The 22,959-nt window shown below is 67.4% G+C and carries 21 protein-coding genes and 1 pseudogene; 15 read left to right on the forward strand and 7 right to left on the reverse strand.

Going from position 1 to position 22,959, the window contains the following annotated elements; all coding sequences use genetic code 11:
• Window positions 1–758: 758 nt before the first annotated feature.
• The 3 genes from G6045_RS16290 to G6045_RS16300 all read left to right on the forward strand — a co-directional run bounded on the left by G6045_RS16290 (window position 759) and on the right by G6045_RS16300 (window position 4,191).
• Window positions 759–1,868, forward strand: coding sequence for a beta propeller repeat protein (locus G6045_RS16290; protein WP_165332674.1), 1,110 nt, complete (start codon window positions 759–761; stop codon window positions 1,866–1,868).
• A gap of 762 nt (window positions 1,869–2,630) precedes the next feature.
• Window positions 2,631–3,119: a hypothetical protein gene (locus G6045_RS16295; RefSeq protein ID WP_165332675.1), complete on the forward strand. Its 489-nt coding sequence runs from the start codon at window positions 2,631–2,633 to the stop codon at window positions 3,117–3,119.
• A gap of 181 nt (window positions 3,120–3,300) precedes the next feature.
• On the forward strand, window positions 3,301–4,191 hold the full coding sequence (locus G6045_RS16300) for an esterase/lipase family protein (RefSeq protein WP_165332676.1): 891 nt from the start codon (window positions 3,301–3,303) through the stop codon (window positions 4,189–4,191).
• 255 nt (window positions 4,192–4,446) lie between these two features.
• On the opposite strand, the gene G6045_RS16305 is transcribed toward G6045_RS16300, so the two are convergent.
• Window positions 4,447–4,671, reverse strand: a complete 225-nt coding sequence (locus tag G6045_RS16305; protein ID WP_165332677.1) for a hypothetical protein — start codon at window positions 4,669–4,671, stop codon at window positions 4,447–4,449.
• 674 nt (window positions 4,672–5,345) lie between these two features.
• Here G6045_RS16305 and G6045_RS16310 point away from each other — a divergent pair.
• From G6045_RS16310 to G6045_RS16325, 4 genes are all read left to right on the forward strand, one after another.
• Entirely contained in the window at window positions 5,346–5,723 is a 378-nt protein-coding gene (locus G6045_RS16310) for an SH3 domain-containing protein (RefSeq protein WP_165332678.1), read from the forward strand.
• Between the two features lie 43 nt (window positions 5,724–5,766).
• A complete protein-coding gene (locus G6045_RS16315) occupies window positions 5,767–6,309 on the forward strand; it encodes a DNA-binding protein (protein ID WP_165332679.1) in 543 nt (180 codons plus the stop codon).
• 218 nt (window positions 6,310–6,527) lie between these two features.
• A complete protein-coding gene (locus G6045_RS16320; protein ID WP_165332680.1) occupies window positions 6,528–6,836 on the forward strand; it encodes a hypothetical protein in 309 nt (102 codons plus the stop codon).
• Between the two features lie 87 nt (window positions 6,837–6,923).
• Window positions 6,924–8,237, forward strand: a complete 1,314-nt coding sequence (locus tag G6045_RS16325; RefSeq protein ID WP_165332681.1) for a hypothetical protein — start codon at window positions 6,924–6,926, stop codon at window positions 8,235–8,237.
• A 313-nt stretch (window positions 8,238–8,550) separates the two neighbouring features.
• On the opposite strand, the gene G6045_RS16330 is transcribed toward G6045_RS16325, so the two are convergent.
• The 3 genes from G6045_RS16330 to G6045_RS16340 all read right to left on the reverse strand — a co-directional run bounded on the left by G6045_RS16330 (window position 8,551) and on the right by G6045_RS16340 (window position 10,569).
• Window positions 8,551–8,691 (reverse strand): hypothetical protein, encoded by a 141-nt coding sequence (locus tag G6045_RS16330; RefSeq protein ID WP_165332682.1) that lies wholly within the window; start codon window positions 8,689–8,691, stop codon window positions 8,551–8,553.
• 94 nt (window positions 8,692–8,785) lie between these two features.
• Window positions 8,786–9,922 (reverse strand): serine/threonine-protein kinase, encoded by a 1,137-nt coding sequence (locus G6045_RS16335; protein WP_328707798.1) that lies wholly within the window; start codon window positions 9,920–9,922, stop codon window positions 8,786–8,788.
• 80 nt (window positions 9,923–10,002) lie between these two features.
• Window positions 10,003–10,569 (reverse strand): DNA-binding protein, encoded by a 567-nt coding sequence (locus G6045_RS16340; protein ID WP_165332702.1) that lies wholly within the window; start codon window positions 10,567–10,569, stop codon window positions 10,003–10,005.
• A 1,239-nt stretch (window positions 10,570–11,808) separates the two neighbouring features.
• Between G6045_RS16340 and G6045_RS16345 the strand changes: the two genes are divergently transcribed.
• Entirely contained in the window at window positions 11,809–12,861 is a 1,053-nt protein-coding gene (locus tag G6045_RS16345; protein ID WP_165332684.1) for a hypothetical protein, read from the forward strand.
• A gap of 82 nt (window positions 12,862–12,943) precedes the next feature.
• On the opposite strand, the gene G6045_RS16350 is transcribed toward G6045_RS16345, so the two are convergent.
• A protein-coding gene (locus tag G6045_RS16350) for an IS5 family transposase (RefSeq protein ID WP_165332685.1) occupies window positions 12,944–13,761 on the reverse strand; the annotation gives its coding sequence in 2 pieces (ribosomal slippage) (window positions 12,944–13,413 and window positions 13,413–13,761; 819 coding nt in all).
• Window positions 13,762–14,640: 879 nt separating this feature from the next.
• On the opposite strand from G6045_RS16350, the gene G6045_RS16355 reads away from it, so the two are divergent.
• Complete coding sequence (locus tag G6045_RS16355) at window positions 14,641–14,916, forward strand: hypothetical protein (RefSeq protein WP_165332686.1); 276 nt, start codon at window positions 14,641–14,643, stop codon at window positions 14,914–14,916.
• Window positions 14,917–15,277: 361 nt separating this feature from the next.
• On the opposite strand, the pseudogene G6045_RS42395 reads toward G6045_RS16355, so the two are convergent.
• Window positions 15,278–15,521 (reverse strand): annotated as a pseudogene (locus G6045_RS42395) (hypothetical protein); the annotation flags it as partial.
• Window positions 15,522–16,184: 663 nt separating this feature from the next.
• Between G6045_RS42395 and G6045_RS16365 the strand changes: the two are divergent.
• Window positions 16,185–18,125, forward strand: coding sequence for a sensor histidine kinase (locus tag G6045_RS16365; protein ID WP_165332687.1), 1,941 nt, complete (start codon window positions 16,185–16,187; stop codon window positions 18,123–18,125).
• Here the strand turns inward: G6045_RS16365 and G6045_RS16370 are convergent.
• A complete protein-coding gene (locus G6045_RS16370) occupies window positions 18,015–18,620 on the reverse strand; it encodes a response regulator transcription factor (protein WP_165332688.1) in 606 nt (201 codons plus the stop codon). The two genes, G6045_RS16365 and G6045_RS16370, sit on opposite strands and share 111 nt — an antisense overlap.
• Before the next feature lie 99 nt (window positions 18,621–18,719).
• On the opposite strand from G6045_RS16370, the gene G6045_RS16375 reads away from it, so the two are divergent.
• From G6045_RS16375 to G6045_RS16395, 5 genes are all read left to right on the forward strand, one after another.
• On the forward strand, window positions 18,720–19,265 hold the full coding sequence (locus tag G6045_RS16375; protein ID WP_165332689.1) for a dihydrofolate reductase family protein: 546 nt from the start codon (window positions 18,720–18,722) through the stop codon (window positions 19,263–19,265).
• 67 nt (window positions 19,266–19,332) lie between these two features.
• Entirely contained in the window at window positions 19,333–20,100 is a 768-nt protein-coding gene (locus G6045_RS16380; protein WP_165332690.1) for a VOC family protein, read from the forward strand.
• A 224-nt stretch (window positions 20,101–20,324) separates the two neighbouring features.
• Window positions 20,325–21,170, forward strand: coding sequence for an SDR family oxidoreductase (locus G6045_RS16385; protein ID WP_165332691.1), 846 nt, complete (start codon window positions 20,325–20,327; stop codon window positions 21,168–21,170).
• A 117-nt stretch (window positions 21,171–21,287) separates the two neighbouring features.
• Window positions 21,288–21,683 carry a VOC family protein gene (locus tag G6045_RS16390; protein WP_165332692.1) on the forward strand — a complete coding sequence of 132 codons (396 nt, stop codon included), beginning with the start codon at window positions 21,288–21,290 and terminating at the stop codon, window positions 21,681–21,683.
• Window positions 21,684–21,770: 87 nt separating this feature from the next.
• Complete coding sequence (locus tag G6045_RS16395; RefSeq protein ID WP_328707799.1) at window positions 21,771–22,772, forward strand: NAD(P)/FAD-dependent oxidoreductase; 1,002 nt, start codon at window positions 21,771–21,773, stop codon at window positions 22,770–22,772.
• Window positions 22,773–22,959 lie beyond the last annotated feature (187 nt).

A 22,959-nucleotide genomic window follows, 5' to 3' on the forward strand; every position in this document is an offset into this window, starting at 1 on the left:
CGCCTTTCGGCGCCGCCCGCCCCAGTGCACACGCCCAGCCTTCACCGTCCGGCCAGACAAAGCACCGGACTTCACCAAGGCCACTCGGTGACGGGCCCTCGCGCTGCCCAGGACACGCTCACGCCCGACAGCTCCCTGCCGCACGTCACCGATCTAGCAGTGGCCCCGTCTCCCGCGGGGCCACTGCCACAAACAGGAAGATCCAAATAGCGCAACTGACATCAAAAGTCATCGCAATTGATCATCGCGCAAGGCGCTCAACGACTCTCGAACACACCTCGAAACAACTCCCGATCAGACGTCCATAGCCACTCCTCACCGCGATCGGTGGAAAGCCGGGGCCGTGGTGTACCTGGGCACGGTTGCCGCAGCGAGCGGGCTGCCTCCAGCATCAGGATGCCGGCGCTGAGGATGGTGGCGCGGCACGGAGTCGGTGAGCCGGGACATCAGGGGCCGCGTCGCGCTCACGTCGACCTTGTCGCCGCGGTGTTGAGGGGGGCATACGCCGTTCGAGGTCCAGGAGCAGCCGCACACCTCGCTGGTGATGACCATCGGGGGTTCGGCCTGCGTGATGACGGTGATGGCTGGATCATCAGGTTGTCCGGGCGAGCGTCCTGTTGCTTTCCCAACTGAACGCGGCCGGCGCCCTCGACTGGTCTCGCGCCTGCGCAGAGGCCTGACCCGCCCCGCTGAAACATAACCGGGCTCCCGGCGCATCAGGGAAGTGACCATGTCATCCCTTACGGACAAGGACCTCGATGCGTCGCCACCTGTCATACGCAGCCCTCGCGATGGCCGCCGGACTCACCTTTGTCTCCTTACTGGCCACGCCGGCGGCCGCCGAACAGCAGTGGCGCGACATCAGCCCTCCAGGGGGTGAGGGCAGCGTGCTGATGGACGTCGAGTCGGCCGGCGCCACCACCTGGGCCGTGGGCAAACGGTTCGGCAGCCGTCTGGAGCCCGAGAGCCCCGTGGCGCTGCGCTGGACGGGCAAGGCCTGGCAGGAGCCGGCCCTGCCCGAGCAGTACGGTCCGCTCCTGGACGTCTCCGTCAGCGGGAGCGGGCAGGTGTGGGCGGCGGGCACCGCGGTCGATGTCACGGCCGGAGGGCAGTCCCTTCGTGCCATGCTCCTGCACTGGAAGGGCGGCGCCTGGCAGAAGACGACGCTCCCCTTCCCCGACACGGCTACGGACAGTTGGCTGGACGCGGTGGAGTCCACCGCCGACGGCCGTGTCTGGGCGTTCGGCGGGTACAACGACGCGCAGGGCGCGGCCAGCGTCCTGTTCCACAGGGACTCGGCGGGCACCTGGAACACCCTCCCGGCGAACACCGGCCTGAACTGGGTCGCCGGCCTGGAGGCTGCGCCGGACGGAACGCTGACCGCCACCGGCGACGGCGTGTCCCACTTCGACGGCCGTACGTGGGTCAAACAGCCCCTCCCCCACAGCGACATGATCCTCGACGGGCTCAACGTACGGTCCACGAACGACATCTGGGCCGTGGGATTCCGCCCGGACGAGACCCTGTGGCGGCGGCCGGTAATAGTGCACTTCAACGGCCGCTCGTGGCGCGAGATCCCCACCCCGGTCGAAACCGGCCAGCTCTACGACATCGCCTTCGACGGCTCCGGCCGCCCGGTGATCGTGGGCGAGACACAGGACACCGCAGTCAACGAGGGCGGAAACTACATCCTCACCCGTAACCAACGCGGCGCCTTCACCCGCACAGAATCCCCTGCGGGCGCCGGCTACCTCTACGGCGCGGCCACGGACCGGGCTGGAAACATTGTGACGGTCGGCGGAGCAGCCGGCGCCGCGGACACGATCTCCCCCGGTTCGTACGCGGGACTGCGCACCACACGCCCCTGACCGGCCAGAGTCCGCCCCGTCGTGCGGCACAACCGCCCGGTGCCGCACGACGGCCGCGTCGCCCCACGCGCAACCGGACCACGCCCCTAAGAACCCATCTCTGAGCCTCTGTTGATCTCGTACACGGCCGCGGTGGCGGCCTTGGCTGCGCACGGAACCCTGTGCTCGCAGTGGTCCGTCAGCGGGCTTTGCGGAGAGCTTTCGGGTGCTCCTCGCGCCGTGCCGGTACGCCTTTGCGGGATCACCAACCTCGAAGTACGCGGCTGGACACCGACCTGAGCCCTACGGAACACCGACTCTGTCGCCAGCAACTTCGGTTACGTGCCCCTCAACCTCGACGTCGGCGACCGCACCACCAGCCGCCCCCTAACCGCATGGCGTCTGGCACTAGTAGCAGTGCCAGGCAGCCCGCCCGCGTGTGGTCGCTCGGCAGATCTCTTTTCCCGCACGAGTGCGTTTGGCTGGGGCTCAGTGAGCGGGCCCGGGTTGTTCAACACGTGGCACGGTCCCCGAGGCCACGGGTACGGCCGGCCCTTGGGATACGCGGGGCGTGGTGGTCGTCGTGAGCGCCAACGTCTGGTCTCCCCTGCTCGTCTGGGTGGTCGGCTTGTGGCGGCCGGGCCTGCGTTGTTCGCCGCCGGCGGTGGGTGCATGTATCCGGTGTGGTCGCTCGGCGGGGTGGAGTCGCCGCGCGGGCCGTGACGCCGGGCGATATGCGGCCTTGTACTGATCATGAATATGCGAATGATGAGCGGGGCTGCTTTGGCAGCACTGGTCACGGGCGCCACGGTCCTCGGTGCTGGCTCTGCGTCGGCCGCCGGCTACCGCTGCACGACGTCGAGCAAGACCATCGACCACCCCGGAAGCACCGCCCTGTCGGACGACTTCGACTTCAAGGTCACGACCTGCGCCAAGCGGGAGGGCGGTTACGTCTACTCCAAGTTCACCGTGGACATCGACGGCCCGCCCGGCTTCTCCGGCTACCAGGTCGTCAACTACGACACCCGCGGACTGGCTCAGGTCAAGAATTCCGGATCTGGCACCGTGGTGAAGTCCGCGTACGGGAGCGGCCTGGCAGGCAAGATGAACAACCTCAACGGCTACGGCAACACGATCTACACGAGCCCGACTGCGCAGTACAGGCCCGCGGCCGGCTACCGGTACCGCGGGGGCAGCGTCCTGCAGATCGACTGGAAGGACGACGGCGCGGGTTTGAGGTCCTACAGCTTCTCCGCCTCGCCGACCGTCTGACACTCACACCATCAGTACTCACCCCTGCCGGGCAGAGACCCACGGACACCCGCAGCTCGACGGTTTCTCGGGCACTCGCCAGCGTGATCCGGCCATGACGGACCCTGGTGCGCCTTTCTCCAAGAGGTGCGGTCGGCACGTGAGGAAGGGTGCCCCTCCATGGCCATGACAAGGGGGATACGTGAGCAAGAGATGGCTGATCGTCGGCGCGGCTCTGGCCGGTCTGTTCACCGCAGGTCTGGCGCCGGTTCAAGCGGCGGCGGAACCGACAGCACCGCAGGCTGCGGCAGCTCCCGCCCGGAACAACTCGATCGATGAACCGGTGTACTTCCTCAAGGGCTACTCGAAGGGCGACCCGCCGGGCGTCAACTGCGGCAACTACTGGGGCCCGGCACTCAAGTTCTTCAAGGTCGAGGGGTGGCGAGGCCCACGGCACACCGTGGCCTTCTACGCCAACGACAGAAACTGCAGCATCCGTATCGCCCGGGGCTCCACCGCGACATCCATCCGAGAGCTGGGCCGACGCCTCGCCTGGGACATCCACCGCCGCTACTCGACGCAAGGGAAGTCGGTCGACCTGATCGGCCACTCGATGGGCGGACTCATCGCCCGCGCGGCGCTGACCGGAGTACAGAAGCAACTGCCCGGCTGGCCGCCGTACATCTACGTCGAGGACGTGGCGACGCTGGGCGCCCCGCACGACGGCATGGCGCTCGGCTACTTCTGCCTGGCGGCCCAACTGTCGCGCCAGTGCAAAGAGATGCGGCCCGGTTCCGGGTTCCTGGACTGGACGGATGAGAATCCGCAGTCGGCCCAAGGCACCGACTGGACCCTTATCGGCGCGGACGACGACGGAGTCGTGGGCTGGTCCGCGCTGCGTATGCGCGCGGGCCACCGGGTCTGGTACACGGGAAACAACGCCGGATGGAGTCATGGGGCGCTCAACGACATCACCACGGGCACGTACGCGATGATCTACGAGAATCCGCCGGAGGTCGCGCAGGAGAAGAAGGAAGGCGCGGCGCCGGTCCGTGCCGCGATGAACTCCCTGTACTGGTGGAAGAACTGGTAACCGCGTACGCGGGAAAGAACCGTTAACCCTCCTGGACAGCACCACGGCCGTGGTGCTGTCCAGGAGGGCAGCCGCTGCGGACGATGTCGAGGACATACAGGTGCTCGGGTGGCCTGTTGATCCAGTAGACGACGGCGAGCGGGCCGACGGTGCCGGGTTGGAGTCGTACAGCTTCTCTGCCTCGCCGACCGTATGACACACACGCTGTATCGGCCCTGTTCTCCCGAAGCTGCCGCGAACAGGGCGTGTGACGCCCTACTTGACCTTGCACTCGCAGGCCCCGATCGTCCCCACCGGCTTGGTTACCACGGTCTTTCCGTCGACTGTGATCGAGCAGCTGGGCGCTTCCGCCAGCTTCCCGTCGGCGGTCTGTGAGTGGCCGGCCTGAACGCTGACGAGCATGCCCTGCGTGAGGTAGGCGCCCTCCAGCTCGACGCGCTCGGACTTCTTCCACGGCAGGGTGACGGTGTCGGAGGTCATCGCCGCCCCGTACAGGACGCTCGTCTTCCCCTCCCCGTGACCTCGTACGTCACCTTCCGGACAGCGTTCTTCCCACCCACGTCGTCCTGCGGCTGCTGAGTCTTCGATTGCTCCTTGCCCGCTTCCCCACGGGCCCGTGCCGAGCTGCTCGGGCTTGAGCTGTCGCCGCAGCCGACGGGCATGACGGTGGTCGCCACCAGGAGGGCCACAGAGAGCTTGATCGTCGTACGTAAGGTCGCTCCGTTCTGCGGAACCCGATCAGTACCCGCACCTGCGACAACCCGGAACCCGCTCAGCCGGTCACGGCGCCGTACGGGAGGAACACCAGAGCGGGACGAGACACGGCAGAGAACGGGAAATGACCTGACGCCGAACCGGATGCCGATCGGCCCCCCGATTCCGTACGGCTATTGTCCGCTCACATCATGTGATCGTCGGCATATGCCGGGCGTATTGGCTGGAACCGCCTGCTGTCCCCTTGCCCGTCCATCAAGTCGCCAGTGCAACAGTTGAGTTGTTGAGCACCGGGAGCCCTCGTAGCCGCCCTGGGCACGGAGTGTGGCTGCAATACCACCCTGAGCCAACAACGGCCGCACCGTGGCAGAGCAGTAGCTCGTCCTGATGATGATCGCGGTAGGGGCGTGACCGCCCGCGGACCCTGTGGTTGACAGATCGTGCGAAACCGAATCCTGATGACCGCCGCCTTCGCGGCCGCGACCTTGACCACCGCACTGCCTGCAGCGAATGCAGCCGTAAGGGTGAGCCCGTCCGCGGTGACCGCGCAGTGGCCGAACAAGTGCGGGTACTCGGTCACTACCGACGGGGCGCGGCTGCGCACCGGGCCCGGCTCCGGGTACACCACGCTCGGCCTGCTGCGGAAGGGTGATCCGGTGAGCGCCTCGCAGCGGCGCGGCGACTGGTACAAGGTGAGCCTGCAGTGGGACTCCGGATCCGACTACGGCAACCGCCGCAGCAACGGGCTCAAGGAGGGCACCACGGGCTGGATCTCCAAGAGCCTGCTCCAGGCCGACACCTGCATGCAGCTCAACTGAGCAGCACACGAGCGTGATCGCAACAGTCGTGGGGCGGTAGCCGATGGATCCTGTGCGTGCTGAGGCGCTCGCGCGCGGCCAGCGAAAGCAGCGTGAGCACTACGGCGAGCCGCTGGGCGTGACCTTCGGCCGGATCATGAAGGTCCTGGAGCTGAACCAGACCCGGCTCGCCGCCGTACTCGGCCAATCCCAGGCGATGCTGTCGCAGCTGATCAGCGGGTTCCGGGTGCTGATGCAGAACCCGAGCGTGCAGCAGCGCGCCCATCTGCTGGGCGAGTTGGCCGACGAGGTCGCGGCCGGACGGGTCTCGCGCGAGGACGCGATCGGACGCCTGGAGGAGATCCGGGCCGTAAACGTGGCGGGCTTCATCCCTCCGCCGCGCGGCGCCAACGTGCCCGGGGATCCCACGCTCAAGCGCGCCGTGCGGGACATCCAGGGCCTGCTGCGGTCCTTGGCGAGCGGCCCGGACCTGCTCAACGCTGTGGCGCTGCTCGAGGGCGAGCACCCGGAGATCGCCGAGGTGTTGCGGGTGTACGGGACCGGTCGGACCCGCGATGCGCTGGCGCACTTCACGCGCCATCAGTGAGCACTGCGCCGCCGAAAGGGCTGCTGCCGCGTACCGGTGCGGGGTCCCGGGCTGTCGGGGATGGCTGATCTCCGCTGTGCCGGACTCAAATCCGTGATCGACATTGACGAGTTCACGCGGGAAGCCCGGTTGGCGATCCGAAGCCTGATCGAGCTATACGCAGGTGGCAATATGCAGCTGCTGCCTTCGATGCCGATCCGCGCAGCGCCGCGGATGTCTTGGACGAGTACGTGCTGCGCCTGCCCATCCGGGAGCTCGAGACGGACGACTGGATCACCCTGCACTCCGACCTGACCGCGTTCCTCATGGTGGTGCTGCAGGAGATCTACAGCGCGACGTGCCGTGCCCGGCTGGATGGCACGCTGCCCACCGGCTGGGAGCTGGTGATCGATGTCGTCGGCGAGGACGGGCAGCAGCGCACGATCGCCCCGTGGCCGCTGGTGCTTGAGCACCTGCGTCCTGTTCCGCAGCGAATCCCCCGCCTCCTGGAGGCCGTTGAACGCGCAGCCGGGCACGGCGCTGGCTGACCGTTAGAGACCTCGTCTGCAAGACATCCGGCGTCATGCGCGGCAGGATGGCGCTCACGCCCGGCACCCGTGAGGTGGCCGGGGACGATGGGACGCCGGCAGTGGAGGGATGAGGGAGGGCGCGTGGCAGCGGGGTGGGGGATCCTGCGACAGATTGCAGCAGGGGCGGCAGCAGTGCTGATGGTCTGCGCTGCGCCAGGATCAGCGAGCGCGAACGAAACGGCCGATGATCCGCGGGCCTACGGGTACGACCCGAAGGCGAAGTCGGTCACGGGTAGTTCCAGCATGCTCAGCGGCCCAGAGCTGGCCGAAGGGGCTCCGTACCGCAGCACGCTCACCGGCAGCGGCCCGGTGTACTTCCGCGTCGCGCTCGACGCGCGCTCGAATGCGTACGTGTCGGCGGTCGCCGTCCCTGAGTCGGACAGCGACCTGACGGCGCTGCACTCGCTCCAGATCAGCATCGTCGACGCCACGGGCACGAGTTGCGATCGGCAGAGTCAGGGGTTCGCGAACGGATTCGCGCAGCCGCTCGCCGTCACCGCGATCCGCACCATCGGGTCTGCAGAAGGCGAGACCGATGCGAAGTGTCAGCAGGCAGGCACGTATTACGTCGCGGTCTCGCGTTCCAGCCGAGGCGCTGGTGCAGCCCCGTGGAAGCTGGATCTCCGTGTCGATGCCGAGGCTCCGCTAAAGAAGGCGGGCTCGGGCGGGCCGTCCGCGGCAGCGCCGGAGGCCAAGCCGACGGGCGCGCCATCCCAGGTGGATGGCGGGTCCGGGTTCGGCCTCGCCGCGGCCGTTCCGTCGGGCACCGCGATCAGTGACATCAGCGCGGGGCGATCGCGGTTCTACCGGGTGCCGGTCGGCTGGGGCCAGCGGCTGACGGTGGCCGCGGAGCTGGCCGCGAGCCGCAAGGGTTCATACGTGGCGAGCGCCGTGTCGGTGTCCGTGTACAACCCGGCCCGCATGCATGCCGATACGGCCGTCCTGGGCTACCGCGGAGAAGCGGCCACCGCGGATGTGGAGGACCTGCCGGCCGTGGCCTACGAGAACCGTTCAGCCAGGCAACGCACAGACGCGGCAATGCGGTTTCCCGGCTGGTACTACGTCAAGGTGACCGCCTCCCCCGAACTCGCCACCACCTGGGGCCAGGCCCCGCTGAAGCTGTCCCTGCGCCTCACCGTCGACGGTGCGGCCCGCAACCAGCCCGCGTACGCGGGAGATCCGGGCATCTTCCAGATCCCCGGAGTAAAACCCTCACCAGCACCCAAGGACCCTTCGGCAGCCGAGGACGCCGACAGCGGCGGGATGAAGCCCCTGGCGATCGGCGCCTTCGGCACGGGGACGCTTCTCCTCGCCGTCGCCGGTGTACGCGTAGCGCGCGCCCAACGAACGTCGCCGTAGCGGGCAGAGCGCCGCCACCGACCAACCCTCCCCCGCCGGGAAACGTGAGCGGCCCTGCACCACGTGCGGGATGCAGGGCCTTGGGCTTCGGTCCTGTCGTCGCCCCACCGCCGACCGTACGGTCGCCGCAATATGTGCGCATGTGGGGTCGGCCAGCCGTGGATATCGCTGCTCGCCCAGTTCACCGAAGGGCAAATTGGACGTATCTGCCCTGGCGCACCTTCGTCGCCCGCGGCTGCAGTACGTGTTTCGCGCGCGCAGGCGGCATCAACGTGCGCCAGTGGCGGACTTGTCTCGGGCCTCGGTTGGGAGCTCAGTCGGTCCACGTCTCCCAGCGCATCTCCGGTGCTGGGCAAAGGCCTGCGTCGATCGCTTCCTCGTACGACATGGGTTCGAAGCTGATGTAGACGCAGTCCTGATAGACCGGCTGCACTGCGTACCAAGCCAGGGACATGAGTGCCACCATGAACAGTGAGTAGGCCAGGTGTCGTGGTCTGACAGCGCCCGATATCGGTCTGATCATGGCCGTGATCCTAGGGATCCGTTGATCAGGCCTGGAGCCAGGCCCAGATCCCTACAGCAATCAACAGGAGCCCGATTCCGGTGAGCCAGCCCGTCCCGGCCGGCAGTCCGCTCTCCCGCGCTGCGGGCTGGAAGTCGGCCGCGGGCGCCACCGGCGCGGTCAGGCGAGCAGTTGTGGCGGTCGATGAAGGGGCCGGAGCCCGCGCGGAGGCCGGCTGTGAGAGAGCTGCGTCGGCTGCGGCGCCCTGGGGTCTGCGCAGTTGCGCGGTCGCGCCGGTGAAGGGAACGGGCTCGGCAGCCGGCTGAGGCTCGGTGGTGAGCGGGCCCTGAGGGCCGAAGCCGTCGGGAAGCGGCGCGAGTTGGTCGAACACCTCGATGGTGCTGTCGCTGTCCGGCTCCGGCAGCTGCGGGGCAATCGCGGCGAGGACCGTGCGGGCCTGGGCCGCGGTGGCGAGGCGCTCGAGCGGGTCGGGATGGAGCAGTTGGGTGATCACCTGCCACCACAGGTCGGGAACCTGCTCAGGGGCCGCGGGCGGGATGCCGTCGTCGGTGTAGGCGCGGACCAGGGCGGGGGTGTCCGGGTAGGCGCCTTGCAGGAGGTAGAGGGCGACGACGCCGACCGCGAACAGATCGGCGCGCGGGTCGGGTTCGGCACCCTCGTACTGTTCCGGCGCAACAAATCCAGGGGTGCCGATGACCTGATGCACCTGGGTCATGCGGACATCGCCGTCCTGGTGGGCTAGGCCGAAGTCCCCGATGCGCAGGCACGGTTGTTTCGGCCCGGTGGCCTCGAGGAGCAGGTTGCCGGGCTTGATGTCGCGGTGGACGAAGCGCAGTGCGTGGACGGCATCGAGGCCGGCGAGCAGCTGGTCAACGAGGGTGGCGACGTAGCGGGGCGGCAGCGGCCCGTAGTCGCCGACCAGGTTGGCCAGGGTTCCGCCGCCGGCGAGGTCCATGGCGATGAGGACCTTGTCGTCGGCCGCGGCCCAGCCGCTGGGGGCCAGGACGTGGGGGTGCTCGATGCGGCGGGCGCCTTCGCGGACGAACCGGAGGAGGTTGTGGGCCTGGGATTGCTGCAGCATCTTGGCCGCCACGTAGCGCTGTTCGCGGATGTCCCAGGCCCGGTAGACGAGCCCGAATGCGCCTTGCCCTAGCTCGTCCACGAGGACGTACCGTCCGGCGAATAGCGTGCCCGCGCTCATCGTCTCCCCCAGTCGATCGCGGTCGTTGATCGGATACTGCGTTACGTGTTCTGGTGTCCGAGGTAGTGGGCGAGCGCTTCGTCTGTGCGGCCAGCGCCGTATACGGACAGGAACTGGGCCAGCTGCGGATGCGCCTGCTCGAGCGCGGCCGCGGCCGCGAGGAGGTCGCTGGCGTCAGCGACCTCGCGCAGCAGGCCCTGTACTTCGCGGACCACGCGCCGCGCAGTGGCCGCTTCACTGCCGCCGGGTGCGGAGTCCGCGGACACGGACGGGCGCGCGGACAGTACGGCGCTGTCCTGCAGCAGCTTGATCTCGTCCATCTTCGCGGCGATCTCGGCTGGCCCGAGTGCGCCCCGGGCAGCATGGGAGGCGAGTGCCTGTAGGGCGCTGAGGCGCTGCATCACAACCGGATTGCCGATCTTCGCGCGCTGTCCGGACATCAACTGCGACAGCATCGGCGCCGACAGACCGAGCACCCCCGCGAGGCGTGCCTGGTTCAGGCGCAGGTCATGGATCAGGTCTTTGAAGATCTCGCCGAGGGGGCGCCCGTACCAGGCGCGCTGCAGCTCCTTCGCCTTCGCGCACGCCTCCTGCTGCACAGCATCCAGCACTGTCTGCTCCCCTTCGCCCGCGCGAACAGGCCTGCATCATACGGAAGTTCATGGACCTTTGAGCAGGGCAGATCGAAAACTTCAGGGCTCCGGGGTGCGTGGTCGTAGGCGAGGAGGGGCGGGAGCTATCAGTGGCGCCTGGGGCGGCCGGCTGCGTAGTGATGTGCGGAATCGGCACGGCCGCGACCACGGGTCTGGCCTCGCGCTTGGCCCAGCGCGGGTGGGACAAGCGCATCCCCTTCTGCGGCGAGTCGGCCGCAAGGCCTACGCGCTCGACGGCCTTGCGCATCACCTGGTCGATCGTGCCTGGGTCAATCTCTGTGTCTTCGCTGAAAGAGCTGAAGACCACCGGGACCGTTGCTGGGTTCCCGCCTCCGCAATTCAACGCATCTCATCCGAGAGAGGCATGGCTATCCGCACCACAGGCGGTGACGACATCCCGGTATTCGCGTTCTCGTCGTCCTTGCTCGATCGTGGACACACTCCAGCTGCCGCTGAACGCATCCGTCGAGCATTGCCCCAAGCGCGGCCCCGGAAACAACAGCCGGCAACACGTGTCGAGGACTCCTGATTGGACGTGGGCCGATCTCGCGCTCGTCCCCCCTACCTATGGTGATGATCTTGCCGGCACCGGGAATCTACGGCACCTGGAGCTGACAGGTGACCAGCGTAGCGCCGTGTAGCTTCTACGGATTCGTCCAGTCGGTCTCTTTAACCGGAGGCCAGGCCCGAAGGCGGCGAATGCTCTTGGTTCGTTACATCTGGGCCAAGCTTCCGGCCACAGAGGTCTCTCGGCTGCGCAGTCGGGACCAAAGTCCCACCGCTTTCGCTCTACGGCGTCTTTACGCTCGCCTTATCGACCGTGGTGGTCTGCGTGTACGGCGTTGAACTGTCCGTTTCACCACGAGAGTTCGCAACTCGTAGGAATGAAGCAGAGGGTTCGAGGTCCGGTCATGTTCTGGCGCAAGGAGCGGCATCGGGCCGTACGCGAGGGGCGGCAAACGGGCGGTTCCAGTGCGGCGAGTGCGCTGGCACGTCCGCTGAGTGCGGTCCGCCAGGGTGTGGTTGTTCTCGGGCTGGCGTCGGTGTTGTCGGCCGCGAGTGTGAGTGTGCCGACGGCGGATGCTGAGGAGTGCCAGGCACCTACCTGCTCACGCTGACCACGCCTGAAGGCATCAGCCTCGACATCGAACTCACAGTCACCCCGACCGTTACCTGACCCCCTAGGAGTGCACGGTGCGCTTGCCGATCCTCAGCAACCTCGCCACACGGCGCAGGCTGAGCAAGAACTACGACAAGGTATTCGGCCCGCTGATCCCGGATGAGGAGATCCTCTTCGACGGCTCGTTCGACGACACCGCGTTGGACAAGGCACGAGGCGCCGCGCTGATCGGTCAGTGGGAACCGGCGGTCGACCTGCTCGAGCAGAGCAAACACGATGCGGCCCTACGCCAGCAGCGCCTTTGCGTCCTGTCCGGCACCGCAGCCACCGACAGCAGTATCTGGCTGGAACTGTGGCAGGCCGTTCACCCCGACGCCGGCGATGCCCTGCTCGTCGAGGCGTACGGACGGATCTGGTACGCCTGGGACATACGCGGCGGGAACTCCAACCACCTGACCGATGGCGCCCGGCTCCACGCCTTCACCGAACTCGTCTCCCGCTCCGAGCCCGACCTACGCCAGGCGGCAAAGGTCGACCCGCTGGATGCCGCTCCCTGGGCGGGGCTGCTCCTGGTCGCCACCGGAGCAGGTCGCCCGCTCGTCTGGACCGAGGAAGTCCTCGCCGAGGTCAACGTGCGCGTACCCGGCCACTATTGGGCCCACAGCCAGATGCTGCAGTACCTCTGCGCCAAGTGGCACGGCTCCCACCAGCATATGTTCGACTTCGCCAACGCCGCCGCGAAGAATGCCGCCCCGGGCGATCCACTGCGCATGCTCCCCGTGCAGGCCTGGTTCGAATACGCCCTCAGCGACGACGTCGAGGACAACGAAGTCATCACCTGGACCCGCCCAGAGGCGATGGCGGCCGTCGACCACGCCCTCAAGGGCGGCGGACCACGCACCCACCCCAAGGCCGCAGCCGACCGCGGGCTGCTCGCCTACGCCCTCTATCAGCAGTCCCGCTACGCCGAAGCGCTCCGGGAGTTCCGCATCATCGGAAACCGGGCCAGCACCGACTGGTGGGACCGCATGCCCAGCGACAACGACGCCATCACCGACTTCCTCGAGACCCGCGACGTGGTCGCCTCTGTAGTCGCAGCACGAGGACTCCCAGTCTTGTCCGCATGAGACGCTCCGCATGGTCTGCTGACCCGCTCGCGCGCGGGGCTCTTCGCTTTGCCACCACGGTGACGGGGGCTAAGACCGTGTCCTATGTGGTGAGGCGGACGAGTCGTTTGTAGCAGCACAGGGCTGCGGCGAGGCCGAGGAAGGCCAGGTAGTTGCGTGGATGGCGTTCGTAGCGGAGGCTGAGTCCGCGGTATTCGGAGAGCCACGACATCGTGCGCTCGATGACCCATCTGCGGCGGCCCAATCGTTCGCTGGACTCGATACCTTTGCGGGCGATCCTGACTCCGATGCGCTTGCCGCGTAACCATTTTCGCAGGTCCGGGCGGTCGTAGGCTTTGTCTGCATGCAGTCGCTGAGGCTTGAAGTAGCGGCCGCGGTGGGGGTCGTGTCTCGTTTGGTGACCCAGCACCATCGGCTTCAGCCCTTCGCTGTCGTGGGTGTTGCCGGCGGAGACGCCGACGAGTAGGGGCAGTCCGTTCGCGTCCGACAGGACGTGCATCTTGGAACTTGGCTTGCCCCGGTCCACGGGGCTCGGACCTGTGTGTTCGCCCCTTTTTTAGCCCTGACGTGGGCAGTGTCGAGCACGACGCGGGAGACGTCGATCAGGCCCGCGTCGTCGAGCCGGTGCAGGACAGCCTCGTGCAGCCGGCCCCAGACCCCGGCTCTGGACCAGATCAGGAAGCGGCGATGAGCTGTGGACTTCGAGACGCCGAAGCAAGGCGGCAGTGCCCGCCAGGAACAGCCGCTGACCAGCACGTAGATGATGATCGCGAACAGCGTCTCATCAGAGGTGTCCTGAGTTCCGCCGCCCTGTGGGCGCACCTTCGACGGCGGGATCAACGGCTTCGCGATCTCCCACAACCCGTCCGGAACAATCCAACTCCACGTCCCCTGCCCCATGTTGGGGTTCTACCCGCCTCACCACATAGGACACGGTCTAAGCCGACGGGGCGTGCATCGCTAGCTGCAGTCGAGCCAGCACCAGATCCGGGCCCACGACACCCTAACCTGAAGATCATGCCGTGCTGGCTGGACTCCTCGGTGAGGAGCCTCCGGCCGACGATGCCCTTCGGGTGCCGTTTCAGCACGGAAGGATCCCTGCGGACGCGCGGGCGCAGCGTGGGGACGCGGACTCCGTCGAGATCGTGTGGATGCAGGCCTTCCTGCATGCCCTCTCCGCGCGGAGGTCGGACGATCTGACGCTGCTTGGCCGACTGCCTGCGGACGTCTCGGAGATCGCCCGCCGGATTGTCGAAGTCCTCGAGGTCCCCGCACCCCCACATACACAGAACCCAGGGGCCGCAACCTCCTCCACGGGCGATCCGACGAGCTGAGGTCAGTGTCCGTGCCGACGAGCAGCTACGACTCTGATGCCCATGGCTGCTCGCCGTCGCTGGGCGATCCCGGGCGCGTACGGGCCGCAGGGCATGTACAGCGACTTCCCGGAACCGGACTCACCGTGCCTCAGACTCACATTCTTGGCGCAGTAGCCAAATAACTCCCTAAAGACTCATCAAGGGACAGATACCGAGTCGCTTTTATGTGACCGAGGCCTGTTCCGGGCCGCAAATCATGCCGAGGCTTCCGGTCCCTCCCGTTCCAATGTAGGGTCCCGGTGAATCAGGACACCGATACCTACGGGGGAAAATGAAAACGCGAAAGCTCGTCACCATCGGAATATCCTGCGTGGCGGCGTTTACTCTCTCTGTGGCACCGGCGAGTGCGGGCGAGAGCGTTTCGGTCGGCGTAACCCACTCGGACTGCACGGTAGTTGGGCACATGGCCGCGGAAGGCTCCTTCTCCGACAATGGCGATATTTTCAACTCGCACGACACTTGTTCCGATGGACATTCGTCGGTCCTGCAGGTGGATGCGACCCCGCTCTCGCCGAATGAAAACGACTACGACTGGAAGATTCAAGTCACCACGGGCGCGGGAACTTCGAAAGACGTCCCGCATAACTACAGCGAGGGCACCCAGGTAGGCATTCGAGCCTGCGTTTACGAGGGATCCACCAAGCTCCGCTGCAGTTTGTGGAAATTCGGGCGGGCCTGATCCGTCCCCTGGGGTGAGGGGATGCAGAGGCCCCGGCTTCATGGGCTGCGCGCACTTCCCCTATCGCTACAGGTACACCCCACGGCGCTGCGTAAGTCTGAAGGCGCGTGCCGGCATGGATAATCCTGCCGCGGAGGTCGTTCCGCCGCCGGTGGCAGGGGTGTCGGCACGCCCCTCCTGACCGCGCGGGGCGCGTGATCTGTGGCGTGCGGACCTGCGCCCAGCGCGCGCTTCATGCGGATCGCGTTGACCGACTCGGCGAGCAGCTCGAACTCGGTCGTCACGTCACGGGCGATGAACCGCAACAGCTGCCCGTACTCCAGGACGAGCCCCGCTTGGGACTGCTCTGCGGCGTTGTCCCGCCAGGCCCGCAACTGCCCCGGCACATCGGGGGCATCGCGCGCCAGCGGCATCAGGGCGCCCGCCGGTATACCCGCCGCGTCCGGGGTGAGGTCGAGGCGCTCGGCGATCCAGGTCGCGCGTTCGCGTAGCCACCACAGCGCCAGCGGCAGGCTCGGTGCCCGCCAGGTGCCCAGCGGAACGCCGACCAGCTGGCCGCCGCATACACCGTATCCGGTTGTCTCGCATAGGAATTCCTCGTGCACGCCGCCCCCATCTGCCGTCCGTCCCGGACGGCCGGCGCGTAAACGTGTGACGCGCGCAATTGCAGGCGGGACCGGTTCACCGGCGTCCCACGAGCGCTGCTGCGCACCGGGCCGGGCTCCGGGTACAAGTCGGCTGCGTCGAGGACAGCGCCGTCGAGGCGGGTTGCCCGTAGGACAGGAGAACTGGCGAAGTCGGGGGCGATCTCTCCCCAGGAGAGGACGGTGTGGTGGCCGTCGGCGCCGCTGATCTCGAGCAGGTAGCGGGAGCGGTCCTTGCGGCGCTTCGGGCCGAAGCCAGGACGGGCCGCGCGTATGACGTTTGTAGAGCAAGGGGCCTTCGAAGCGGTGATGTTGGGGCCCGCTCGCACAATCAAAGGTGACGTCGGCCTGGTGCTGCTGCCGGTTGTTGCGCAGTCGGGACAGCTGCGCAGGTTCGTGATCGGCAACAACGACCCGCCCAACAGATGCAGGACTATCTGCGTCGGCGCAACGACCACCGTCGCCACCCGGCCGTGCTGGAAGCACAGCGCCGCGAACGCGCCCGCAGCCGCATCCGCATCTGCAGGGGCCGCCCCAACCGTCAGCAGGACGATCAACCAAACCGGCGCACCATCACCGACAACGCACTATCCGCTAGCCGCTGTTGGGACATAGCTTGTCGCCATGTCGGGATTCGGGCTTGCGCGGCTGGTCGCGATAGCGGTCAGCGTGGGTTTCTCCTACGGCGGATTCATCGGAATCGCGCGGTCGGACGACCCGGGCGGCCGCAAGATGGTGGCGTTCGCCCTGCTTGCCTGTCTGCTCCTGCTGCATCTGTACAACTGTGTCAGGCGTCCGGATGGCAGCGCGCCCCGGGCTTGGCAGGTGACGCTGGTTCTCCAGACCGTACTGACGGCGGCCGGTCTGTATTGGTTCGCCGGTACCTGGTACGGCAATACGGGGTTCCTCGCGGCCGCCGTCCTGCTGCTGGTCCGGCCCGCCGCGCTGGGGTGGGCGGGTTTCGGAGTCGTCGTCTTTGCCCAGTTCCTGTCGGGTCTTGAGGTCACCCCCACGGTCTGGGACGCCCTCTATCTGGCCCTCGGCCACACGGCTTTCGTGGGCCTGGCCCTCTATGGCGTAGCACGCTTCGCCGACCTCGTCGTCGGTATGGCAAGCACCAGGACTGCGCTGGCCGACGCAGAAGTCGCCCGCCAACGGATCGCCTTCGCTGATCAGCTCAACACCCGTGTCGGCACCTCGCTGGCCGATGTCGTCCGCCACGGCGAAGCCGTCCGACAAGCCGTCCCGGACGCCCACGAACGGCTGGAGGCGAGCTTGGCGACGGCGCGGGCGGCGCTGACGGAGACCAGGTCGCTGGCGCACTCGCACCGGGGCGGTGCTCCCGTGGGTACGACGGCAGCTGACGATCTGACCGCAGCTGGAGTGACCAGACTTGGGCTGGCGGTCATGGCGTTGATGCTGTTGACCAACCCGACCCGGGACATCTTGGTATCGGGCGAGTCGGCGGGCCGCGTCTTGCTCTACTTCGTGGCGCTGGCCGTCTTCTCGGGGTTCTTCGTGTGGTGCTGCTACCTCGCGGGCGGCGGGCGGACACGGCACTGGCAGCTCGCGCTGGCCGGGGCGTTCGCCGCAGCCCTGGTCCCCGGGTTGGTTTTCGACCCTGCGCTGTGGTGGCTACGGCTCTTCCTGCCGGCACTCACGCTCGTGCTGCTGCGCGGTTGGGCGCGGTGGATCGTGACCGGCCTGCTGGTGGCCCAGGACCTGGTCACGCTGCTGGGTTGGGGATTCACGCTGCATGGTGAGACGGTTGTCGACCAGAGCTACCAAATGGTGTGGATCGGTGAGCGGGCTCTGGTGATCTTCGGCTTCGTCACGATGGGACGGCTCACGCGCGAGCTGAGCGCGGCGCGGGCCGAGCTTGCCAGGACCGAGGTGGCCCGTGAACGACTGAGGTTCGCCCGCGACCTGCACGACTTGCTGGGACTCAGCCTCTCGGTGATAGTCCTCAGATGCGAGCTGGCGTTCCGACTGCTCGGCCGTGACCGTCGACGCGCGCTGGCGGAACTGGACGAGGGCATGGCCGCCGCCCGCCAGGCCATCAGCGACATCGACAGCGTGGCCGCCGGCTATCGGGAGATCTCGCTACCTGACGAGCTGGCTTCCGCCAAGGCCGCACTCACCACCGCGGGCCTCGCCGTGAACGGGAATGTCGAGGACCTGCCGCTGACCGCGCGACAGAGCGAAGTCCTGGCGATCGTGCTGCGTGAGGGCGTCACCAACATCCTGCGCCACAGCAACGGGCGTCGTGCGACGATCGACGCTGCCGTGGTGGAGGGCCAGGTGCTGCTGCGACTGGGCAACGACGGACTGCGCACCGATGACGTCTCACCGGGCGCGGGCCTGGAAAACCTGAGGCACCGCCTGGAGACCGTCGGCGGCCGGCTGACCGGCGAAGCCTCGGACTGCGCCTACGTGTTGACGGCCCGTATCCCGCTAGAGCCAGCCCTGGTCGGTAGCGATACGGATCGCGTCGATGCGGTTGCGAGCGCCGAGCTTCATGACGGCGGACGAGAGGTAGTTGCGGACGGTTCCGCGGCTCAGTGACAGGATCTGCGCGATCTCGTCGGCCTCGGCGCCGGTGGCTGCGGCGCGCAGCACGTCGATCTCTCGGTCGGCCAACGGGTTCTCGGCGCGCTCCAGTTCGGCCAGTGCAAGCTGCGGGTCAACGACGCGCTCGCCCGCCACTGCCTTGCGGATCGCGTCGATGAGGTCGTCGGCCGGAGCGTGTTTGAGCAGGAAGCCGGACACACCTGCGGCCAAAGCCCTGCGCAGGTAGCCAGGCTTCCCCACGCCGGTGAGGATGACCGTACGGCAAGCGGGGAGCTTTGCGCGCAGGTCGGCGGCGGCGGTGAGGCCGTCGCGGCCGGGCAGGTCGATGTCCAACACCGCCACGTCCGCCCCTGTCTCCACCGCCAGCTCCACGACCTGGTCGCCACGCTCGACCGAGCCGACGACGTCGAGATCGTCCTCGAGACCGAGGACGGCACTCAGCGTCTCCCGAAGGATCGGAACATCCTCGGCGACGATCACACGGATCATGTGAATCCTTCACATCGAGCTGGTGACTGCCTGCACTACCTGCACATACTGCCGGATTGCGAGTCTGGAGCCGCATCGAAGACGGCTAGGAGACAAGCCATGCGGAAGATCATCGCATCGACGTACGCCACGTTGGATGGATTCATCGACAACCCCCACGGATGGTCGCTCGCCTACTCCAACACCGAGTCGGAGGCTTACGCGTGGGAGATGATCCAGGGGTGTGACGCGCTGCTGCTCGGTCGCGTCACCTATGAAGCCATGGCCGAGGCCTGGCCACACATGAGCGGCAGCCCGTTCGCCGACCATGTGAACGCGATCGCGAAGTATGTGGTCGCCTCGCAGCCCGTCGACACTTCAGCGTGGGGCCCGACCACAGTCATCCCGAGCGACGAACTTGTTGCCCAGGTCAAGGCGCTCAAGGAAGAGGACGGCGGCGACATCCTCATCTGGGGCCAGGGCCGACTGACCGACTCCCTCGCCCATGGTGATCTGCTCAACGAGTACCGCATCTGGGTCTTTCCTGTGCTGAAGGGCTCGGGAAAGGCACTGTTTCGCGAGGAGAGCGCCACCAGCGTCGAATACGGCGGCACCACACCCTTCTCGACCGGCTCGGTCGTCCATACCTACCGTCTCCTTCCCTGACGAGGCTTCGCCCCAAGGCGGCTGCCGCCGTATCCGGTTCACCACCCGATCTCACCAAGGAGCCACGTTGCGCGTCACCGCTTCCACCCTGTCCCTCACCGTTGCCGACGTGGACAGCTCCAGCGACTTCTTCTGCACCCACCTCGGCTACCGGGTCGCCATGGCCGACACCGGCTTCGTATCCCTGACCCGCGAAGACGCCGCCGATCTCGTTCTGCTGCGCCGCGGCACCGAGGTACTCCCGCCCGAGCAGCGTGACCAGCAGGCCGCCGGACTGATCCTCGCCCTCACCGTCACCGGCATCGAAGATGAGGACAGACGCCTGCGCGCGGCGGGCGCCCCCATCACCATGCCGCTACGCGAAGAGCCTTGGGGCGAGCGGCTGTTCCAGCTGACCGACCCGAACGGAGTCGTCGTTCAGCTCGTCCAATGGGCCACCCCCGAGGCGTCGCCGCGTCCCTCCATACATGTGATCAGCCCCACCGACGAGAACGTCACCGAGTCCCCCGGCGCCCGCATGACGGGCCTCGCCGCCCCCAGCCGCGGCAGCACTGAACTCAGCACCTGGACCGTCGTGATGAAGGCCGGCCAGAGCGGCCCCGAACATGCCATCAGCCGCGAACAGGTCTGGACGGTGACCGCCGGCGCCCTCGAGGTCACCTGCGATGGCTCCACCGAGAAGGTCATGGCCGGGCAGACCTTCATCCTTCCGCCGGGCGCAGTCCGCCGGATCAACGCCCCGCAGGCGGCCGAGGCCCTCGTCGCCATGCGCTCGGACGGCGTGGCCTCCGTCCCCGGCACCGAGGACACTCGCGCCCTGCCCTGGGCCCAGTGACCGCCCCGAACCTGATCGCCCAACGCACGGCCTGGCCAGCCCTCTAAGAACGCCTGCGGGCCAACACCATGCCCGTCGCCTCCGCGATCTACCAGGACGACATGTATCTCGAGGCCGACCTATGGAAGTCGACCTCCACCCCGACGCGCTGCCGCGCGATCCACTCCGGCACACCTTTATAGATCCCCAACGAGACGCGACATTTCGCATTCTAGGAGGTTCTGATGCCCGCCCCTCGTACGTGGTTCATCACTGGAGCCAGCCGCGGCTTGGGCCACGCGTTCGCTGTCGCCGCGCTGGAGCGCGGTGACCAGGTGGTGGCCGCCGCCCGAAGTGTCACCCAGGATCACTTCGACCAGCGGCACTCCGACCGGCTGCTCACCCTGAACCTGAATGTGACCGACCGACCGGCCGTACTGGCCGCCATATCCACTGCGGTTGAGCACTTCGGCCGGCTGGACATCGTGCTCAACAACGCCGGGACGATGTCCTCAGGCATGGTCGAAGAGTTCACGGAAGCCGAGGCGCGCGCCCAGATGGAGGTCAACTTGTTCGGCGCGCTGTGGGTCAGCCAGGCCGCCCTGCCGCATCTTCGCGACCAAAAAGGCGGGCACATCGTGCAGATCTCCAGCATCGCCGCTCTCGGGGGCTTCCCGACCACCGGGATGTACAGCGCGAGCAAGTTCGCCTTGGAGGGCATGACCGAGGCACTGGCGATGGAGGCCGCGGCATTCGGCGTCAAGGTCACCATCGTCCAGCCCGGCGGCTACTGGACGGACCTCTACGCCAGCATGACCTCCACCTCCCCGCTCGAACCGTACGGTCCACTACGCGAGGAGATCACCAGGCAATGGGCCGAGGGCTCGGTCGACAGCAGTCCCGAGGCGGCGGCCGCGGCGATGCTGAAGCTGGTGGACAGCAAGAACCCGCCCTTGCGATTGCTGCTCGGCAGCATGGTCTACGACCTCGCCTTCGACATCTCCTGCCGGCGGATGGCCGTCTGGGAGGGCTGGGAGCAGGTCAGCCGGGCCGCCGAGCGCCCCGTCCCTGCCCCTGCCCAGATCGCCTGACCGTCGTGTCTACCTCAACATCGATGGTCACTGAAGGAGACCAACGGCGCATATTCCAGATCGATCCGGTCAGTTACGCGGCACTCTGAGCCCCCGTCCGCACTATCTAGGAGAGTCATGACAAGTAGGTTCACCGAGTTGGTCGTTGACTGCCACGATCCGGAGAGGCTCGCTGCCTTCTGGTGCGAAGTCCTGGACTTCAAAATGATCGACCGCGGCGACGGCAGGGTCGAGATCGGCTCCTGGGTGCCGACCGTCGAGGATGTCCGGGCCCGCCAGATGCCACCCACCCTGCAGTTCATCCAGGTACCCGAGGGCAAGACCGTCAAGAACCGGCTTCACCTCGACGTCAGCCCGATCGACGACAGCACCGAGGACGAAGCGACCAGGCTGCTCGGCCTCGGCGCCACCACGACGGATGTAGGCCAAGGCTCAGACCGAAACTGGGTGGTCATGGCAGACCCCGAGGGCAACGAGTTCTGCGTCCTACGCACCCTGGCACCGCAGAACTAAGCGGCGAGGCGCGCCCACACCCCGCCCCACACCGCAACCCTCACGTTGCCGAGAAGACCTCAATCTGTGCCCCCGGAGGGAATCGCCGTGACTGGCATACACGAGAACACTGCGGCACACACGGCGCGGGAGCCCTACGACGCCGTCGTCATCGGAGGTGGGGCAAGTGGCCTGAGCACCGCCCTGGTCCTGGGCCGCGCCCGCCGAAAGGTGGCGGTGGTGGACGCCGGGGCGCCGCGCAACACTCCGGCCGCGCACATGCAGGGCTTCCTCTCCCGCGATGGCATGCCGCCCGCCGAACTGCTGGAGGTGGGTCGGGCCGAAGTCGCCCGCTACGGCGTGGACTTCATCGAGGGGGAAGCCGATCACATCGAGCAGGTGGAGCCGGGTTTCGCCGTGTACCTGGCCGGTGGCCCCGTGCTGCGTTCCCGGCACGTCGTCCTGGCGAGCGGGCTGCGGGACGACCTGCCGGATATCCCTGGTGTACGGGATCGGTGGGGACGGGACGTGCTGCACTGCCCGTACTGTCACGGCTACGAGGTCCGCGATCGGGCCTTTGCCGTCCTGTGCACCCACCCGAACTCCGTCAACCAGGCGCTCCTGGTGCGCCAGTGGTCCGACGATGTCGTCTACATCCCCGCCGACATGCCGCTCACTGCGGACGATCATGAACGGCTGACTGCCCGCGGGATATCGATCGCCACCGCCAGCGCGATCAGGCAGTTGGTGACGCAGGACGACCGTCTGTCCGGCGTGGAGCTCGCGGACGGAAGCCTCGTACCGTGTGAGGTCGCCTTCCTCTTCCCGCACATGGTGCCGAACGACGGCGTCCTCGACGGTCTCGGCTGCGCGCGGAACCAGGCCGGCTTTGTTATCACCGACGACGCCGGGCGCACCAGCGCCCCTGGTGTCTGGGCCGTCGGCAACGTCTGCGATCCGCGCGCGCTGGTCATCTCCGCGGCGGGCGCCGGCGCGGGCGCGGCCTTCGCGCTCAACCACGACTTGGTCGATGCCGAAGTCGCCAAAGCCGTTCAATCCGCAGTCCGCCCAGCCAGGCGCGCCGTAGGGGTCTCGTCGATCGAGAAGTGAAAGACCTCTGCGTCGGCCGTCGTTGAGCCGCCGCCACCCGGCCCTGCGAGGTAGCACGCTAGGCCCAAGGTCTGCCTCACGCGCAACTCGCTCTTGCGGTGGCCGATCAGTTCGGGGCGCGTGCCGCCTTTACACCAGCAATCACATACGTACAGGAAGGCCAAGCCAAGGTGAGCACCGTCTCCGC

The organism is Streptomyces mesophilus (genome assembly GCF_011044995.1).
In the GTDB taxonomy this organism is placed as follows: domain Bacteria; phylum Actinomycetota; class Actinomycetes; order Streptomycetales; family Streptomycetaceae; genus Streptomyces; species Streptomyces mesophilus.

Coding starts and splice junctions, on each gene's coding strand:
- G6045_RS16290 (WP_165332674.1), top strand. CDS start 759: ATGCGTCGCCACCTGTCATACGCAGCCCTCGCGATGGCCGCCGGACTC.
- G6045_RS16305 (WP_165332677.1), bottom strand. CDS start 4,671: ATGACCTCCGACACCGTCACCCTGCCGTGGAAGAAGTCCGAGCGCGTC.
- G6045_RS16315 (WP_165332679.1), top strand. CDS start 5,767: ATGGATCCTGTGCGTGCTGAGGCGCTCGCGCGCGGCCAGCGAAAGCAG.
- G6045_RS16325 (WP_165332681.1), top strand. CDS start 6,924: ATGGGACGCCGGCAGTGGAGGGATGAGGGAGGGCGCGTGGCAGCGGGG.
- G6045_RS16330 (WP_165332682.1), bottom strand. CDS start 8,691: ATGTCCCTGGCTTGGTACGCAGTGCAGCCGGTCTATCAGGACTGCGTC.
- G6045_RS16355 (WP_165332686.1), top strand. CDS start 14,641: ATGGCCGCGGAAGGCTCCTTCTCCGACAATGGCGATATTTTCAACTCG.
- G6045_RS16365 (WP_165332687.1), top strand. CDS start 16,185: ATGTCGGGATTCGGGCTTGCGCGGCTGGTCGCGATAGCGGTCAGCGTG.
- G6045_RS16370 (WP_165332688.1), bottom strand. CDS start 18,620: ATGATCCGTGTGATCGTCGCCGAGGATGTTCCGATCCTTCGGGAGACG.
- G6045_RS16375 (WP_165332689.1), top strand. CDS start 18,720: ATGCGGAAGATCATCGCATCGACGTACGCCACGTTGGATGGATTCATC.
- G6045_RS16385 (WP_165332691.1), top strand. CDS start 20,325: ATGCCCGCCCCTCGTACGTGGTTCATCACTGGAGCCAGCCGCGGCTTG.
- G6045_RS16390 (WP_165332692.1), top strand. CDS start 21,288: ATGACAAGTAGGTTCACCGAGTTGGTCGTTGACTGCCACGATCCGGAG.